The sequence below is a fragment of the Methylibium sp. genome (assembly GCF_013817345.1).
Classification (GTDB): Bacteria; Pseudomonadota; Gammaproteobacteria; order Burkholderiales; family Burkholderiaceae_C; genus Methylibium.
Genome location: NZ_JACDCW010000048.1, coordinates 12,479 through 29,255 on the forward strand (window position 1 = coordinate 12,479; position 16,777 = coordinate 29,255).

Consider the following 16,777-nt stretch of genomic DNA (forward strand, 5'->3'; position numbering starts at 1 on the left):
CCAGAGGTTTGAATTTCATGAAAACTCCTTGTTCTTGAACGGTGATGTCGGTGCCTGAGTGCGTGCGTCAAAAGCAGGCTTCAGTTGACCGACATCGCATCGCCCTCGGTCGGGCGCGATCCCGATCCCGGTGTCGGCGACCTCCAGGCGCAGCAGCGCCTCATCGGCTTCCGCGCGAAGCCGGATCGAGCCGCCGTCCGGCGGTGTACTTCGCCGCGTTGTTGAGGAGGTTCATCAAAACCTGAGCGAGCCGCCCCAGGTCGCCCTGGATAACCAATGGCGCCTCTGGGAGCGAGACTTCCAAGCGGTGGCGACGGGCGTCGATGTGCGGCTGGCAAGCCTCGGCCACCCGTGCGACGACCTCGTGAACGCTCACCGGAGCGCGGCGCAGGGTGAGCTTGCCGCTGCGGATGCTGGCCGCGTCCGTCGGGTCGTGAACCAACCTGGTAAGCGCGCTGGTTTGCCGCTCGATGATGTCGAGCATCTTCCCGCGTCGGGACTCGTCGTCGGCGATAGCAAAAAGCGCCTACCGAGGCCTTTTGGGGGGCCTTGAGGATCCAGCGGCTGGTCTGCACAAGGAACCCGTCATCCAGGGCGCCGAGGGGCGGGCAACGAAACCCGTATCACCGATGGTCTGCTCTTGGTGTCGTCCGACTCGCACTTCCGACCCACAGTTGCCGGGAGGCCGCTCGAACTGCTGGCGGCAAAGCCGACGCTGGCGTCCGCTCGCCCATGACCCATCGTGCCGGTGGTTATGAGCCGGTACCCTAGGCGAGGGGATCGCCGGGTGGCAGTCGGACGCGGTCCGCTCGTGCGACGTCCAGCATCCCGACATCGACCACGCCGATGCGGGTGGCATCGTGACAGCCGACAACCAACCGGGGTCGTGCGTTCTGGACTTGCGGCGTGCAAATGTGGCAGACACACAGGGCGTGGCCCGCCCAGCTCCTATTGTCGAGTGGACTGGACTTCATTTCCGATGTGCGCGCCCGATAAAGCCAACAGGCGCATCAGGCGTCGCTGGAGAAGCAACCATGAAACGAATTGCGGCAATCGTATTGAGCATTTGCGGCGCCGCTTCGGCCATTGCCGAGACCAACGTGGGGGTGTCGATCGGCATCAATCAGCCAGGCGTCTACGGTCGAATCGATATCGGCAGTTTTCCTCAACCCGCAGTGATCTACAGCCAGCCCATTCTGATTGCGCCGCAGCCCATGGCGATTCGTCATCAACCCGCTTATCTGTACGTCCCACCCGAGCACCAGAAGAACTGGGCAAAGCACTGCGGCCGTTATGGAGCTTGCGCGCAGCCGGTGTACTTCGTTCAGGAAAGTTGGGTTCGCGAGCGCTATCAGGAGCAGCAGCATCGCGGGCACGGCAATGACCACGGGAAGAAGGAGAAGAAGGAGAAGAAGCACAAAGGGTAAGTGCCCAGCGTTGCGAGCTTAGGGCCGGCGGCGTTTCGGCAAGGTTCCAGGAAGAGCCGGCACCCGATGTCGGGCCGGACCTACGTGTGTGGCCAGACGTGATGGATTGAATGTCGACGATGTCGCACAACAGGCCGCCGGCTTGCACGAGTCCTGCGGCGCACCGTGCAGCGCAGTCTGAAACGCCCATCTCCAGATTCAAGAAGCGCCGCACTGGAAGACGGCAAGGCGTCGCCCGACGCATCGGGCCGACGGGTGCACGTCGAACAACGTCCCAAGTACAAGACCAGGAATGAAGATGGCAGAGCGCAACCAGATCGAACGCAAGGACGAGTTCCGCGAGGGCGAGGGTGCCAGCATCGCCATCCGTCGCTGTCGTGAGGAGCCGCGGACGGCGCCGACCGACACCATCCCGGCGTGGACGTGTGTCGGTGTATGGGCTTCGGCCGCCAGGCTGACCTCCGTTTCACGTTGCCAAGAACTGTCGAGCTGGCTGCCCGGCCGCGTGGGTTGAAATTGTGACGACTACCAACTTTGTGGGTGACATCGTGGAACCCGAGCGCGAGATCGCCTCGCCGCCCCAGGACTTCAATTTGCGCAGCGTCTTGTTGGCGTGCCTTGTACTGCTGGTCTGCGCCTATGCGATGCACTGGGCCAGCGCAGTATTCATTCCGCTTCTGCTGGGCCTGATGCTGAGCTATGCACTGACGCCGGTGGTGGACCGATTGCAGCGCTGGCGCCTGCCGCGTGTGCTGGGTGCGGCCGGCGTTCTCAGCGCGGTCGTGATTGGCTTCGGATCAATGGCCTATACGCTCAGCGACGACGCCGCGACACTGGTCGAGTCGCTGCCCGAAGCCGGGCAGAAACTGAGCCAGGCGCTGCGCCCGACGCGCAGTACGCCGGTCAGCACCATCGACAAGGTGCAGGAGGCCGCAACCAATCTCGAGCAGGCGGCGAAAGCCAGCACCGCCATTGCGCCGCCCGCCAGGGGTGTCACCCGTGTGCAGATCGAGCAGCCGCGTGTGAACATCAAGGAATACCTCTGGAGCCGCACCGTCGGTCTGGCCAGCCTGATCGGCCAGGCGGCGGTGGTGTTCTTCATCGCCTTCTTCCTGTTGACCGCGGGAGACAGCTTCAGGCGAAAGATGGTCAAAATAATGGGGCCTACCTTCGCCAAGAAGCGCGTCACCGTGGAGGTGATGGACGAGATCAGCGCACAGATCCAGCGCTACCTGGTCATTCAGGTCTCCACCAGCGTGCTGGTGGGGCTAGCGACATGGGGCGTCCTATGGTGGCTCGGACTGGAACGTGCAGCCGTGTGGGGTCTGGTGGCGGCGGTGCTTAACCTGGTGCCGTATCTGGGTGCCATCGTCACGGCCGGTGCCCTGGCCTTGGCGGCATTCCTGCAGTTCGGCAGCTTCGGCATGGCTGCTCTCATCGGCGGAGTGTCGATGTTGATCAACACGATCGAGGGCAACCTGATCACCCCCTGGCTAGCTGGGCGCGCTGGCAGCATAAACCCACTGGTGATCTTCGTTGGCGTCCTCGCATTTGGCTGGCTGTGGGGCATTTGGGGGCTGCTGCTCGGCACACCCCTGATCATGGTGGCCAAGTCGATCTGCGACCATGTCGATGATCTGAAACCCGTCGCCGAGCTGCTGGGCGAGTGACACCCACTTCTCGGTCTTCACTGGCACCGGTGCAAGCCATCCCTCCGCAGTTGATTTGCCGAAGTGGCGCTGCCAACTTTGTGTAAGGCGGTCATCCAGTCGGCAAAAGTCGACGCCTAGAACCCGCTTGAACGAAATGGTTTGGACGATTGCGTTACGCACAAAGTGCGCGCACCAGGCCGAGCGAGAGACCCGTTAGCCGACGCCGGCCAACGTCGGCTTATGGCCGGGACCGCCTGTTCACTGCCAACGCAGACAGCGGTCTTTCGGCTCGGTCAAGTGCATGCGTCCGGCTGTCGACATGCTCGCGCGAACTCGAATCGACTCGCCGAACTGGTTGAAGGGGAAGCGCATCTTCGACGAGCCCGCTGAGGGGATTCGTCTACTGCCCCGCAGTCACGGCTGAAGCGGGCGAAGGTGCACCCGTTGGGCTTTAGCCGCCGGGATACCGGGACACCCAGTAGTCGAATTCCTCCCGAGCTTCTTGCTCTGCGATGCGCCAGACGCTCAAGGTGGCTAAATCTTGGGCGACCTCCCGGATGCCCTCTCGCATTTCTAAGTCGCCCAGCCACTTCTCACCGATACAGTCCTGCCCCAGCGCTGCTCCAACAATGTTCCCAGTGATGGCCCCAGTCAAGTCCGAGTCTCCGTCGTGGTTTACCGCCAGCGCCAGGGCGTTCTCAAACTTGGCGTCATCCGCATCGGGCTGACCAAGCGCGCTGGCCGCGCAGTACACACTGATCGCAAGTGCCTCTTCCGCGACCCAGCCCTGACCAAGATGACGGACAGCTGCTGGATCCTGTGGCCGACTGGCGGCTAATCTGACCGCCTCGTCCAACATGGTTAGCGTTTCGCCGCATGGCGGCGCCGCGGCAAGCGGCCGGCGCCCACGCTCATGTGCAGCTGCCCATGACGCACCGTCGGCCAGCGCCGCGATCACCACGGCCAAGTAGCCCGCCGGAGCCTTGCCGGAAGGATGCCCATGCGTCAGCCCGGCGATCTCCCTCCCAAGCGCGAAGGTCACGTCGTCCCGGTCTTTGGCGTCCTGCCCTGGCCCCAACGCCAAACAGAGCAGACCGACCGGCGCCACGCGCATCACACCGCCGCAACCCTTGCTTGTATTGGTGGCTGGCTCTCCGGCCGTCGCCTTGCCGCGGAGCGCCGCGAGACAGGTGTTGCCGGGCGCCCGTCGTGCATGCAGCTCCGGCTCGCGGATCAGCCAACCGTTGAGCAGCTTGCTAGGCTCCGCATCAAACCCTGCCCTCTCGCCTTGCGTCAGCATCCATCGGCCATACGCACGGTCGGTCACCGCCGCGAACACCGGCCCAATCCCGCGCAATGTCCGCCGGACCCATGCTCTCAGCAACCCCTTCGCCGTGAAGAGCGTCATTTGCGTGTCGTCCGTGATCGCGCCGCGGCGACCGTACGCCTCTACATAGGTGCGCAGGCCGCGTGCTCCGTGGAGCTCCAGGATCTCCGCTCGCGACATGAACTCGACCGGGGCACCACACGCGTCGCCTACAGCTCCACCGAGCAGGCAGCCCACGAACCGGCCGAGGCGCTCCTCGCCTTGCCGTCCGTGCGACGCGAGATAACGGCTCAGCACCGCCTGTCGCAAATCGCTCGCCGCCACCCGCCCGCTGTCTGATTCTTCCTTTGACATTGGAGCAGCCCTTGTCCACCTCACTGAGTTCACCGAAAACCCGGGCGCCAACGTCCGACGGTCGATCGCTCGTCCCGTCCGCCTTTTCGCATCTGTGGATCCTTTTTCCGCGTGGTCCGCGTCGGATTTAGCTCCCGAGCTGATTCCCAGTTCACTGGCCGGCAGCGCTGGTCCGCGCAATCGATTGCGCTGGGCGCGGGCGCGCGCGCGCGGCTACAGCAGCCCCCGTTCAGCGAAGCTGAGCACGCTCGGTCCCCCGACGATGACATGGTCCAGCATCCGCACATCGACCAGCGCCAGCGCTGCTTTCAGCGTCTGCGTCAGGTGCTCATCGGCGCGCGAAGGCTCAACGCAGCCGCTCGGGTGATTGTGCGCAACGATCACCGCTGCGGCGTTCCAGCGCAGCGCGGCCTTGGCCACCTCCCTGGGGTAGACCGAGGTCTGCGTCAGCGTTCCGCGGAACATTTCCTCGGCAGCAATCAAACCCATCTGCGCGTCGAGGAACAGCACCGCAAACACCTCGTGTTCCTTGTGCGACAGCATGAGCTGCAGGTATTGGTTCGCGGGAACATGGCAAACGGAATGGCAAAGCCCAGCAGCATCATGGCCATGACCTGGGGGGCGAACGCCGCCAGCGGCACCCTGCTGAGTTCAATGCCGCCCTTCAGCCCAATGGCCAGCAGCAGGTAGATGGACAGCGTCTCGTACAGCGCCTCCGGCAGGCGCAGGTCCGATTTGGCGATGCGCGCCAGCACGCCCAGCAGGAAGAACAACACCACCACGTCAATCATGGGAACCAATGCTGCCACACGGTCGACGGGCCAAGGCCAAAGCACGGCAGCCGCCCGGCGGTTTGCCGCGACACTTGCGCGTGGCGCGCCCGCTTCAGGCCAGAGCCTGGGCCAGGCTGAACACGCTGATCAGCACGATGACGGTGCCCACCATGGCCAGCAAGGCTTGGTGCTCAGGCGCCGGGTCAGCATGGAGGCATAGGGTGTGGCAAACAGGCCGCCCACCACCAGCCCGGACTCGGTGACCCAGGAGCTTTCGGTCACCAGCATGGCGAAGACGCCCGCACTGACGAAGCTGAGGAAGAACTCCGCCAGGTTCACCGAGCCGATGGTCAGGCGCAGGCTTGCCGAAGAACTGCAGCTTGCCGGCCTGATGCACCCGCAGCAGTTCTTCCGGGAAGCGCCGCCGGAACAGCCGCGAGGCCGATTAGCCCTTCGTAGTGGTGAGGGTGCTGGGCGGCGACGTAGTGACGGTCGCCGTGATGACCGTTTGATAGGCGAACCAGTTGTCGTACATCGTTGAACCATCTGAAAGTTGATCGCCACGCCGGAACTTCAAGCGGACATGCTGAAGGGCGCACAAGTCTCGGCGCTACAAGCCGATAACCATCCGTCGACGCGTCGCTTCGTGGCTACCGGAGCCGTTCATGCGTGGACCACAAAGCCGAGGGAGCTGGAATGGTTTGGACGATTGCGACGGCAAGGACAATGTGCGTGCTGCTGCTCATGGCGCTGCCGCTTGCCGCCTGCACTTCATTGCCACGCATCGTTCCGGACAGGAATCATGGTCGCATGCCGGTTCAGGTCGAGGCGGCGAACGGCCGCATCCTATCGGCGAGCCAGAGCAGGGCCTTGTTAGATAAGCGCGGGCTCACTGGTGCTCAAGCACGTCATTTTGAACGCCAGTTAGCGCTCGAGCAGGAGGTCTCCGGCAGCCCGCTGACGACAGGCAACGCGGCCGTGCTGCTCCAGGATGGCCCGGCCACCTACGCGGCGATGTTCGCGGCGATCGAAAGCGCCCGCGACCACATCAACCTGGAAACCTTCATACTTGACGACGATGAGGTTGGCCGACGGTTTGCCGACGTGTTGCTCGAAAAGCAGCGGCAAGGCGTTCAGGTGAATCTGATCCACGACGCCGTCGGCACGCTTTCCACGCCAAGCGCGTTCTTCGAGCGCCTGAAGCGCGCCGGCGTACGCGTGGTCCAGTTCAATCCGGTGAATCCGCTTGAGGCGACAGCCGGTTGGGAGCTGAACAATCGGGATCACCGCAAGCTGTTGATCGTCGACGGCACAACGGCGTTCGTCGGCGGGATCAACATCAGCGCGGTTTACTCCGGCAGTTCGCCGCGCGGCGGGCGGTTCGGCTCCTCCGCCTTCGTACCGGTCATGCCGCGGCAGGTCCAGGTCCTGCCCTGGCGCGACACCCACGTTCAGCTCAGCGGTCCGGTCGTCGCCACGCTTCAGCAGTTCTTTATGGAGACCTGGGCGCAGCAGAAGGCGGAGCCGCTCGCGCCACGCGCGTACTTTCCCACCCTGAGCGTGCAAGGCAAAGAGGTCGTCCGCGCGATCGCCAGCTCGCCGGAAGATCCGTTCAGCCAGTTCTATGCGACGCTGATCTCGGTCATCAACACGGCGCAGGATGAGATCTTGTTGAGCAATGCCTATTTCGTGCCCGACCCGCAGTTAAAGCAATCGCTTGTCGACGCAGTGTCGCGTGGGGTCGACGTGAAGATAGTGCTGCCGAGCGCAACCGACTCCTCGCTTGTGTTTCACGCCGGTCGTGCCCACTACGACGAACTTCTGCGCGGAGGTGTGAAGCTTTACGAGCGCCAGGACGTGCTGCTTCACTCGAAGACAGCTGTGATCGATGGAGTCTGGTCCACCGTGGGGTCGAGCAACCTCGACTGGCGCAGCTTCTTGCATAACCAAGAAGTCAACGTCCTGATGATCGGATCGGAGTTCGGCGCCCAGATGCAGTCGGCCTTCCAGCGCGACCTGGTCGTTTCGCAAGAAATCACGCTGCGTGAATGGCAGCGTCGCGGGGTGGTTGTCCGCTTGAAGGAGTTCTTCGGACGGCTCTGGGAATACTGGCTTTAATAGGCCCTTTGAATTACCACGGAAGAACGGTCAGTCCGACAAGGCATATCGGCTCGGCGGGGTCATACAGTCAAAGTGTTGTGACAGGGGGCGGCAACTGGTGCCTCATGGCTCATTCGATCGGATGATCGCAGTCATTTCTACCTTCTGGCAGATCATTGGGCGCACTGCGGTCGCAACTGCGCCAAGGTGCGAAAGCCAAGTGAGGTTGTAGGCAGCCATCGTTAACGTCAGAAGCCAAAAGCTCATCATGGGTTCTGGCGTCGTTCGGCGTGTGCGGGAACGAGGACCTCGCAAGATGCACGCTACGGCGGTAGAGCGCACGGGCCGCCAGTTCTCCGATCAACGGCTTGAGCTCACGCAATAGCGGGCGAACGGCACCCACAGTCGACACGGCAACCTGCGAGCGACCGCGCTGCGCTCCTAAGCCAGCCTGCTCAAAATGCCCCCGCCCTCATGCCCTCATGCCCTCATGCGACACTTCCACGCGCAGCATTCGGAGTAAGTGTGAACGCATCCAAGCTCGTCGGCCTTGTCCTCATCGTTGGTGGTGCGCTTTCTCTGGTCTTCGGGTTCTCCTACACGAAAGACAGCAGCGCATTAAAGCTTGGACCCCTCGAGCTCTCCGTCAAGCAGAAGGAGTCGATCAACGTTCCACTCTGGGCAGGGGTCGCCGCGGCCTCTACTCTCGTAATGATCGCTGACCGCCTAGTATCTGGACAAGCTCGCTGAAGTTCGGGGGCTTGACCATGTGGTAGTCAAAACCAGCTTGCTTCGACATGGCGTAGTCGTTCGACTGCCCGTAACCGGTTAGCGCAATGAACGTCGTACTTGGGTCGGCTTGCCCTTGCTTCAGGCGCCGAATCAATTCGAGACCGGTCATGTCAGGCAGACCGATATCGAGAATGTAAAAGTCCCAGCGCGCAGAGCCGGCGGCCGCCAAGGCGCCGGCGCCGTCGGCGACCGTCGTCACTTCATGGCCGAGCAGACCTAACAGTTCGGCTAGGGTTTGAGCCGCATCCCTGTTGTCGTCCACCACGAGGACCCGACACCCGCGGACCGACTCCGACTCCGCCTCAGTTGATAGGCCCGGCTTCGCATAAGCAGGTGGCGCAGTCAACGGCAGGCGTACGAAGAAGGTGCTGCCCCGTCCGGCACCTTCACTCTCGGCTTCGACGCTACCGCCATGGAGACGCACGAGACTGCGAACCAGCGCCAGCCCGATCCCAAGCCCACCTTGCGACCGATCGGGCGTGCGATCGGCCTGCGTAAAAAGATCAAAGACATGCCCAAGCATGTCGGGCGGTATGCCAATGCCGTTGTCTTCCACACTGATGATCGACTGACCGTCTACGGCGCCGATCCTAAGCACGATGGCACCCCCTTCGGGCGTGTACTTCGCGGCATTGGTCAAGAGGTTCGTCAAGATCTGCACGAGACGGTGAAAGTCCCCTTCAACAAAGAAGTCGCCGGGCGCAAGAACCGTGTGCAACTGGTGCCGACGTTGGTCGAGCAGTGGTTGCACCTGCTCCAAAGCCGCTGACATCACGCTGCGCAGGTCGACTGCAGCTCGGTCGATGGTGACCAGGCCCCGGGTTACACGGGAGACGTCCAGGAGATCGTCGACGAGCGTCGTCAGATGCCGAACCTGTCGCTCGATCACATTCGCCGTGTGACTGACCCGGTCGGGATCATGCCGCGAGCGCTTCAGGATCTCGGTGGCCGCGCTGATCGGCGCGAGGGGGTTGCGGAGCTCATGTGCGAGCATTGCCAAGAACTCGTCCTTACGGCGGTCCGCCTCCTGCAACCGGGCCTGCGCTGCGCGGAGTTCGCTGATGTCCATGTTCGCGGCCACAGCGCCGATGACCAGTCCAAACTCGTCCCGCAAAGGCGAGCTCGACACGACGATCGTTCCGCGGGTTCCATTGAATCGCTCGATGTCGAGGACGACGTCCCTGGTGCTGATTCCTTGCTTGAGGGATACCGCGCCGGGCCATTCCTCGCCTGCGATACGTTCTCCGGTCTCGGGCCAAAAATCCCTTGTAGTTGTCGGAATCCACTGAACCCGCCATCAGGGCGTTGCTGGCCCAGGTCCGCCTCTACTCGTCGTTCTCGAGGACCGTAGCACCCCGCTCGTCGAGCATGATCAGGCCGGTCGGAATGGTGTCCAGAATGGTTTGAAGGCGCGCGGCAAGGCCAATGACGGACAACGAAGCAACGGTGGGAAGTAGCAGCGCACTCGACCGGGTAACTTTCCGGGTAACTCGACCCTAAGGCGAGCCATCGACATAGGGGGGTTCGATAGAAACACGGCCTACCAAAACACGCACTGAACCCAGTGGCGAACGCTCGACAGAGCCGCCCGGTCTTGTCGCTTGGCGGCCCCTGCTCTTCGAACTGCCTCGCGATAACTATCGCCAGATCGATGGCAGCTTGACGGTCCGCAAGGCTGGCATCGGCAACACGGTCAACTGTCCGGCGCCAGGCGTCGGCGATCCGAGCCACTCTTGAAGCGGACGCTTTCGTACTGACCGTGAATCGGCGTTCTCACGGTGATCCAGAAGCGCGACACCGCGCTTCATTCACTGCAATGACCGAAGCCTGAAATAGTCCCGAATGCGGCCGAAAGAACGCGGTCCTCGGAGGCTTCCCTGATCGGTTTTGCGCTCGGCGGGCTCTACCATTCCGCGCAAACCAGATCGCCCGAACCGCGTGTCACATCCTTTCATTTCTTTGTCTCCTCGCATCGCGAGGGTCCGAACGCTTTCGTGCTCGCAACGCATGGTGCTCGCGCTCTTGCTGGCCGCTCCGGTCGCACTTCAAGCTGCCAGCCTGCGTCTCGGCGGCTTCGTTGATGCCGGTACCGTCATGCGGCCGGCGCTGCCGATGGTGGGTGTCAGCTACGCCAGCCACGTCGACGAGCGCGTCGACGCGGCGCTGGTGCATCGCCCCTTTCACTTTGCCGATGAAGCACCTGTTGAAGGCTTGCGGCTGCGCTCATCCTGCGATGGCACACCTGACGATGGCGCCGACCTGCTCGGCCAATCGCCTTGTGGCGGCGCGTCGCTGACCACCTCGCCTTTCGCGCTTACTCGCGGCAACGGCCTACCGACGTTGGTGGCGCCGCCCAACGGCCTGCCCGTGCCCATGCTGGTGCCTCGCTCGACCGAACTCTCGCTGAAGGTGGGCCGCCTCAGCGAGGACGCGGTTCACTTGAGCGCCGGTACCGACCTGGTGATGCTGGGCAGGCTGCGGCACGGCCTCACGCCCGATCACACGTTGTCTGCCACGGCGCTGCGCGTCGGCCCGGCACACCTGCTGGCGGCCACGTCCGACTGGCGGCTGGGCGCCTTGGGCGTGGTGAGCGGCGGCGTCGGCCTGTTCGACCGCGGCAACGGCACACAGTCGCGCACCGTGCTCGGCCACGATTTCCACTTCCGCAATGTCTCGACCGGCCTGCGTTGGGGCCGCACCTACCGGCCCGCTCCGGGCGAGTTCGCGTTCGCGATCTCCGGCGCGGCCTGGCGGGCGTTGCCGGAAGACGGCGACACGCTGGCCGCCACCGCTTCCGTTCATCTCGGCCGGCATGCGCAGCTGGTCGTCAGCGGCCGTGAGCACGAATACTGGGACGGCGTGCGGGCGCGCTCGCTCAGCCTGGGCAGCACCTTCCAGCCCGACGACGAGAACCACATCGGCCTGACGGTCCAGCAGACGCTGGCACCCCAGCCTGACCAGCGCCTGCTGTTGACCTGGCAGGTCAGTCTCGATCAATAGAGGTGGGTGACGGGCGGGTGACAGCCGACGGGCGCGACGCGGCATGGCGCAGTGGCCGCCAACCTGTGATGTGCGTTTGCGCGCCGGTTTCCGGGCGCGCGGCGATGATGAACGGCGCGCGCTGGCGTGCTACGCGGCGAAGGCCAGCACGCCTTCATAAACCAGCAGCAGCGCCCCGCCCAGCAGCACGTTGAGCACCAGGTGTCGCGGGCCGTGATCGACCCGGATGCCCAGGCGCACGCAAACACAACCCCAGAAGATCACCAGCAGGGCGGCACCGGCATCCGCCGCGTTGAACGGCTGCCCGCTGGCGCGTGACAGCCCCACGTAGGCCAACCACAGGCCGGTGGCCATCACGCCCGATGTGGTCACTTCGGCGAACGAGGGACGGCGCAGCTGGATGCCAAGGATCTTCATTGCTCGAGGGTCTGTGTTGAGAAAGGAGCACCGCGCAGACCGCGGCACCGCTGCGAAGTCTAGGCAGTCGGGCCGTGCCGCGGCGCGGTGCGGCGCGAGCCATACCCGCCTTGTCGTGCGTTCGTACCGCGTTGCCGCTGCCTTCGAGCGGCGCCGCGTCGCCGGCCGCGAATCAGTCGTCCTCGGCCAGGCCGAGCACTTGCGCCACTGCGCCGCCGCGTGCGCTCTGAATCGCCCGGCCGACGTCCGGACCGCGCGCGCCCCGCTCGGCCGCACCGGCCGCGACTGCGGCGGTGTCGACCGACTGCCCGGCGGCGAGCGCAGCTCGCAATCGCGGCGCGCTCGCATACGGCTTGTCCTGCAAGCCGAGCCGGCCGCGCGCATCGCACTCGCAGGCGAGCAGCACCTCGCCGAAGCGTGCCGGTTTTCGCCAGGCGTCGCAGCGGTCGAGCAGGCGCACGAGCGCGGTCGCGCCGAACTCGCCGCTGCGGTGGATGTTGCCGTGCTCGCGGGCCACCACTTCAGCCAACTCGCGGCAATCGGTCGGCACGCGCAGCCGCTCGCTCACCGCTCGCAGCAGCGCCACGCTACGGCCTTCGTGGCCGGTGTGGCGCGGCAGCACTTCGGCGGGCGTCGTGCCCTTGCCGAGGTCGTGGCCCAGGCAGGCGTAGCGCACGGTGAGCGGCGCCTGCAGGTGAGCGCTCATGTCTAGCACCATCATCAGGTGCACGCCGGTGTCCACCTCGGGGTGGTAATCGGCGCGCTGCGGAACGCCCCACAGGCGATCCACTTCCGGCAGCAGCCGGGTCAGCGCGCCGCAGTCGCGCAGCACGTCGAACAAACGCGAGGGCTTCGCTTCCATCAGCCCGCGCGAAAGCTCCTGCCACACCCGCTCGGGCACGAGCGCATCTGCCTCGCCGGCGGCGACCATCGCGCGCATCAGCGCCATGGTTTCGGGTGCCACGTGGAAGTCGGTGAAGCGCGCCGCGAAACGCGCCACGCGCAGGATGCGCACCGGGTCCTCGGAGAAGGCCGGCGATACATGGCGCAGCAAGCGGGCCTCGAGATCACGCCGGCCGCCGTGCGGATCGATCAGGGTGCCGTCCGCCGTGCGGGCGATTGCGTTGATGGTCAGGTCGCGGCGCGCCAAGTCCTGCTCCAGGCTCACGTCGGGCGCCGCGTGGAAGGCGAAGCCGTGGTAGCCCGGCGCGGTCTTGCGTTCGGTGCGGGCGAGCGCCACTTCCTCGCGCGTTTCGGGGTGCAGGAAAACCGGGAAGTCGCGGCCCACCGGCAGGTAACCGGCTTCGATCAGTTGCTGCGGTGTGGCGCCGACCGCGACCCAGTCGCGGTCGTTGACGGCCCGTCCGAGCAGGGCATCGCGCACTGCGCCGCCGACTTCGAAGACTTGCATGCAGGCAGTTTAGGGCGGCATCATGAGGCGAGCGGAAAAGGAAACAGGGGCCGAAGCCCCTGCTGCGTGCGGCCTTCAGCGGCGCTCTTCAGTCGACGCGGCGGCGCTTGACCATGAAACCGGCCATGCCCAGGCCGGCCAGCATCAGCGCGTAGGTGCCGGGCTCTGGAATGGCCGCGGTGATCGTGCCGTAGAGCGCGGCGCTGCCGTGCTTGCCCTCGTTGATGACGAAGTCGAGGTCGTTGCCGTTCTGGCTGACGGAAGGCCGGCCGCGGAAGTCTCCGCCGCTCAAGGTGAGCAGGTACCCCGAGCCGACGTTGTAGCTTTGCCCGAAGAGGTCGAGGAAGGAAACCGTGTCGGCCTGCGGGTTGGTCGTGCTCGCCAGCTCGACGTTGATCAGACTGGATTGTCGGGGCGTATCGACCGGCAACGCGAAATCGAGGTTCAAATGAAAGTCGAGGTTGGTTAGAAAACCGGCCGTGTCCACCGAGTTGTAAAAGCTGAAGTCACCCAGTTTGAAGGCGGTCCCGACCACGCCAGAAAAGCTCGAGGTGTCGCCGTTGTTCCTATCAACCGAGTCGAATTGCAGCGTGCTTTTGCCTTCGAACCCGCAGAGACCGAGAACAATGCAATTGCCGAAAAACACTTTCGAGTTTTCTTGGCTATAAGAAGCGTTTCCGGCCGGCTGCGCATTCGAGAAGCTACCGCTTACCCGACCCTGGATGGCTTGTGCATGCGTCATGCCGCCCATCAGACACAGCGCCATCCCCGCGATCGTCGTTTTGATGTTCAAGCGTTTTCCTTGCGGTGCCCGATCACGACAAATCGTCGCGACGGCGGGTGCAATGTAGGAGCGACGCGTTGCGCGCGGTCCCCCCAACCAAGCACGGGGAAGCCCCCGCATTCGAGTGGCGGCGCAGGAGAGTGAGTCAATGGCGCGGGGCGCACCGCATGAGCATTTCGCTCGGCTCAGTTGCCAAGGGAACGAGGCGTCGTCGAGGCCGTAATGTCGGCATTGATTGAGCGCGACGCGCGGTAAGGCTCCTCGAACGCCAGGAACTCGCGTTCGGACAGGGCTTCGCTCACCCAGGCCTGCATGCCGGACAGCGCGAAGACGGCGTCGACGTACTCGGCGATCGGCTTCGGCACCGGCAGGCCGTAGCTGCGCAGCCGGCTGCACACCGGTGCGAAATAGGCATCGGCAATGGTGAAGCGGCCGAACAGGAGCGGCCCGCCATGTTCGTCGAGCAGCGCGCCCCACAGCGCAAAGAGGCGCTCGAGATCGGCCCGCACTGCAGGCTCCTCGCGCAGCAGTCGCGCACCTACTTCGGGCAGCGTGGCCTCGACGTTCATCGGGCAGTGGCTGCGCAGTGCACCGAAGCCCGCATGCATCTCGGCGCACACGCTGCGGGCGCGGGCGCGGGCTCGCGCGTCGTCGGGCCACAGCCGGTGTTCGGGAAAGCGCTCGGCCAGGTACTCGGCAATCGCCAGGGTGTCCCACACGTGCAGGTCGCCGTCGATCAGCACCGGCACCTTGCCGGCGGGCGTGTGCGCTGCCAGCGAACGCTTGAAGCGCGAATCCGGCGAGAACGCGTCGAAGCGGATCTGAATTTCGTCGAAGGCGATGCCGGCCTGGCGCATCAGCACCCAGGGACGCAGTGACCACGACGAATAGTTCTTGTTGCCGATGACGAGTTGCATGCTGCCTCCGTAAAGGCGCTCATGTTAGGTAAACGCGTCGGCGATCGATCGACAAGCGAGCATCGCAGCGATGCGCGCCGGGCGCAGGGGCAAGCGCCCGGCCGCGGCCAGCCCGTCAGTCGCGCCGCGCCGTGGCACGCATCTCGTCGAGCCGGGCAGTGCCCCGGCCCGGGCTGAGATAACTGGGCGCAATCGCCTCCAGCGAAGCCGGCGTGATGCCGAGCTCGGCCAGACCGGGAAGCGCCCCGCTCGCCACGTTGGGCACGCGCATCGAGTCGAGGTTGTCTCTCGACATGAGCGGCTCGCCGGGGGCCAGGCTCATCAACCCGGCCTGCAGACGGGCGAGCCCGTCGGGCAGCGCAAGGATCGGGCGCTCATGACCCGACCAGCGCCCGGCCAGTCTGACCAGATCCCGCAGCGTGTAGACGGTGGGTCCCGTGCATTCGAAGGCCTGCCCGATCGTGGCGTCGTCGTCCAGGCAGCGCACGATGGCCGCGGCCACGTCTTCAACCCACACCGGCTGGAAGCGCGCGTCGGCGCCGGCTAGCGGCAGCACCGGCAGCATCGACTGCAGGCGCGCGAACAGGTTCAGGAAGCGGTCGCCGGCGCCGAAGATCACCGACGGCCGCAGCCTCGTCACGTCGAGGGAGGCTCCGGCCAGCGCCGCCTCGCCTGCGGCCTTGGAGCGCAGGTAATGCGAGGGCCCCGAGACGGATGCTCCGAGCGCGCTGACGTGGATGACGCGCCGCACGCCGGCTTGTTCGCAGGCGCGCGCCAGGCGGCGCGGCAGGCCGATGTGCACGCGTTCGAAGTCGTCCGGGCTGCCGTGCAGGATCGCCACCAGGTTGATGACCGCGTCGCTGCTCGCGACCAAGCGCGACAGCTGCGCGTCGTCATGGATGTCGGCTTCCGTCAGCTCGATCGTCGGAAGCGGGAGCAGGTGCTTGGCCCGCTGCGGCCGGCGGCTCGGCACGACGAGGCGCCCGGTGGCGCCGCCGAAGTGTTCGACCAGCTGCTCGCACAGGGCGCTGCCGACGAAGCCGGTGCCGCCCAGAACCAACAGCTTTTGCACGCCGCGCGCGCTCATGGGCGCCCCCCACGGCGCTGCGCGCCGGTCCCCCCGAAGGGTAGCGAGCTGCTCGGGAGCGGCCCGGCGGCGCTCATAAGGCAAGCTCCGCGCGACGCGCTGCGGCATTCGCCTTGGGAACGGCCCGGCGGCTCATGGCAACTCCTTCGCTTCGGCCGGCTCTTCGGTCAGCCGCGGGCCGATCTTCTGGCCGAGCCGGGCGCGCAGCGACTGCGGCTCGCCGGTGAAGAGGGCGGCGTAGTCGGTGGTGTTGGAAAGCACTTTCTTGACGTACTCGCGCGTCTCGCCGAAAGGGATGTTCTCGGTCCAGGCCGCGGCGTCGAGCACCGGTCCTTCGCGCCAGCGGCGTGGCCGGTTCGGGCCGGCGTTGTAGCCCGCGGCGGCCATCGCCTGGGAGCCCTCGAAGCTGTCGAGCATGAGCTTGAGGTAGCCGGTGCCCAGGCGCAGGTTCATGTCGCGGTCGTTGATGAGGTCGCGGCGGTAGTCGATGTCGAGCTTCTTCGCCGTCCAGCGGGCGGTGGCCGGCATGAGCTGCATGAGGCCCGAGGCGCCGACATGCGAGCGCGCATCCATGATGAAGCGCGATTCCTGGCGGATCAGGCCGTACACGTACGCCGGGTCGATGCCGGTGTCGCGGGCGCGTGCCAGCACGGCTTCGCGCAGCGGCGTGGGGAAGCGCTGGCGCATGTCGACCAGCTCGCGGGTGCGCTCGCTGGTGTTGATGCAGCGGTCCCAC

The 16,777-nt window shown here is 65.2% G+C and carries 16 protein-coding genes and 1 pseudogene; 5 read left to right on the forward strand and 12 right to left on the reverse strand.

The features are described 5' to 3' along the window. Positions 1 to 160 precede the first annotated feature (160 nt). Positions 161 to 484 carry a hypothetical protein gene (locus H0W40_RS10800; RefSeq protein WP_292446057.1) on the reverse strand — a complete coding sequence of 108 codons (324 nt, stop codon included), beginning with the start codon at positions 482 to 484 and terminating at the stop codon, positions 161 to 163. 550 nt (positions 485 to 1,034) lie between these two features. Here H0W40_RS10800 and H0W40_RS10805 point away from each other — a divergent pair. The 3 genes from H0W40_RS10805 (at position 1,035) to H0W40_RS10815 (ending at position 3,097) form a co-directional block, all read left to right on the forward strand. Beyond that, a complete protein-coding gene (locus tag H0W40_RS10805) occupies positions 1,035 to 1,427 on the forward strand; it encodes a hypothetical protein (RefSeq protein ID WP_292446059.1) in 393 nt (130 codons plus the stop codon). Between the two features lie 298 nt (positions 1,428 to 1,725). Next, the gene (locus H0W40_RS10810) at positions 1,726 to 1,941 is read left to right on the forward strand and encodes a hypothetical protein (RefSeq protein ID WP_292446062.1); all 216 of its coding nucleotides are present in this window, start codon (positions 1,726 to 1,728) and stop codon (positions 1,939 to 1,941) included. Positions 1,942 to 1,975: 34 nt separating this feature from the next. Beyond that, positions 1,976 to 3,097 carry an AI-2E family transporter gene (locus H0W40_RS10815; protein WP_292446064.1) on the forward strand — a complete coding sequence of 374 codons (1,122 nt, stop codon included), beginning with the start codon at positions 1,976 to 1,978 and terminating at the stop codon, positions 3,095 to 3,097. Positions 3,098 to 3,530: 433 nt separating this feature from the next. Here H0W40_RS10815 and H0W40_RS10820 read toward each other — a convergent pair whose 3' ends face one another. The 4 genes and pseudogenes from H0W40_RS10820 to H0W40_RS10835 all read right to left on the reverse strand — a co-directional run bounded on the left by H0W40_RS10820 (position 3,531) and on the right by H0W40_RS10835 (position 5,872). Beyond that, positions 3,531 to 4,760 carry an ADP-ribosylglycohydrolase family protein gene (locus H0W40_RS10820; RefSeq protein ID WP_292446066.1) on the reverse strand — a complete coding sequence of 410 codons (1,230 nt, stop codon included), beginning with the start codon at positions 4,758 to 4,760 and terminating at the stop codon, positions 3,531 to 3,533. 213 nt (positions 4,761 to 4,973) lie between these two features. Continuing rightward, positions 4,974 to 5,315: pseudogene (locus tag H0W40_RS10825) on the reverse strand (JAB domain-containing protein); the annotation flags it as partial. Then, positions 5,240 to 5,551, reverse strand: coding sequence for a sodium-dependent bicarbonate transport family permease (locus H0W40_RS10830; protein WP_292446067.1), 312 nt, complete (start codon positions 5,549 to 5,551; stop codon positions 5,240 to 5,242). The pseudogene H0W40_RS10825 and the gene H0W40_RS10830, both read right to left, overlap by 76 nt. 129 nt (positions 5,552 to 5,680) lie before the next feature. Continuing rightward, positions 5,681 to 5,872 carry a hypothetical protein gene (locus H0W40_RS10835; protein ID WP_292446069.1) on the reverse strand — a complete coding sequence of 64 codons (192 nt, stop codon included), beginning with the start codon at positions 5,870 to 5,872 and terminating at the stop codon, positions 5,681 to 5,683. A gap of 393 nt (positions 5,873 to 6,265) precedes the next feature. Between H0W40_RS10835 and H0W40_RS10840 the strand changes: the two genes are divergently transcribed. Beyond that, positions 6,266 to 7,651: a phosphatidylserine/phosphatidylglycerophosphate/cardiolipin synthase family protein gene (locus H0W40_RS10840; protein WP_292446071.1), complete on the forward strand. Its 1,386-nt coding sequence runs from the start codon at positions 6,266 to 6,268 to the stop codon at positions 7,649 to 7,651. A gap of 682 nt (positions 7,652 to 8,333) precedes the next feature. Here the strand turns inward: H0W40_RS10840 and H0W40_RS10850 are convergent. Further along, positions 8,334 to 9,494 (reverse strand): hybrid sensor histidine kinase/response regulator, encoded by a 1,161-nt coding sequence (locus H0W40_RS10850; protein WP_292446074.1) that lies wholly within the window; start codon positions 9,492 to 9,494, stop codon positions 8,334 to 8,336. A gap of 938 nt (positions 9,495 to 10,432) precedes the next feature. On the opposite strand from H0W40_RS10850, the gene H0W40_RS10855 reads away from it, so the two are divergent. Beyond that, positions 10,433 to 11,425: a hypothetical protein gene (locus tag H0W40_RS10855; RefSeq protein ID WP_292446076.1), complete on the forward strand. Its 993-nt coding sequence runs from the start codon at positions 10,433 to 10,435 to the stop codon at positions 11,423 to 11,425. A 129-nt stretch (positions 11,426 to 11,554) separates the two neighbouring features. Here the strand turns inward: H0W40_RS10855 and H0W40_RS10860 are convergent, their stop codons facing one another. From H0W40_RS10860 to H0W40_RS10885, 6 genes are all read right to left on the reverse strand, one after another. Further along, on the reverse strand, positions 11,555 to 11,842 hold the full coding sequence (locus H0W40_RS10860) for a hypothetical protein (RefSeq protein WP_292446078.1): 288 nt from the start codon (positions 11,840 to 11,842) through the stop codon (positions 11,555 to 11,557). Positions 11,843 to 12,014: 172 nt separating this feature from the next. Beyond that, positions 12,015 to 13,253 (reverse strand): multifunctional CCA addition/repair protein, encoded by a 1,239-nt coding sequence (locus tag H0W40_RS10865; RefSeq protein WP_292446080.1) that lies wholly within the window; start codon positions 13,251 to 13,253, stop codon positions 12,015 to 12,017. A gap of 88 nt (positions 13,254 to 13,341) precedes the next feature. Further along, on the reverse strand, positions 13,342 to 14,046 hold the full coding sequence (locus H0W40_RS10870; protein ID WP_292446082.1) for a choice-of-anchor K domain-containing protein: 705 nt from the start codon (positions 14,044 to 14,046) through the stop codon (positions 13,342 to 13,344). A 176-nt stretch (positions 14,047 to 14,222) separates the two neighbouring features. Further along, positions 14,223 to 14,954, reverse strand: coding sequence for a glutathione S-transferase family protein (locus H0W40_RS10875; RefSeq protein WP_292446084.1), 732 nt, complete (start codon positions 14,952 to 14,954; stop codon positions 14,223 to 14,225). A 115-nt stretch (positions 14,955 to 15,069) separates the two neighbouring features. Further along, positions 15,070 to 16,026: a complex I NDUFA9 subunit family protein gene (locus H0W40_RS10880; protein WP_292446090.1), complete on the reverse strand. Its 957-nt coding sequence runs from the start codon at positions 16,024 to 16,026 to the stop codon at positions 15,070 to 15,072. A gap of 147 nt (positions 16,027 to 16,173) precedes the next feature. After that, positions 16,174 to 16,777: lytic transglycosylase domain-containing protein (locus H0W40_RS10885; protein ID WP_292446086.1), on the reverse strand; the 604-nt coding region annotated here is incomplete at its 5' end.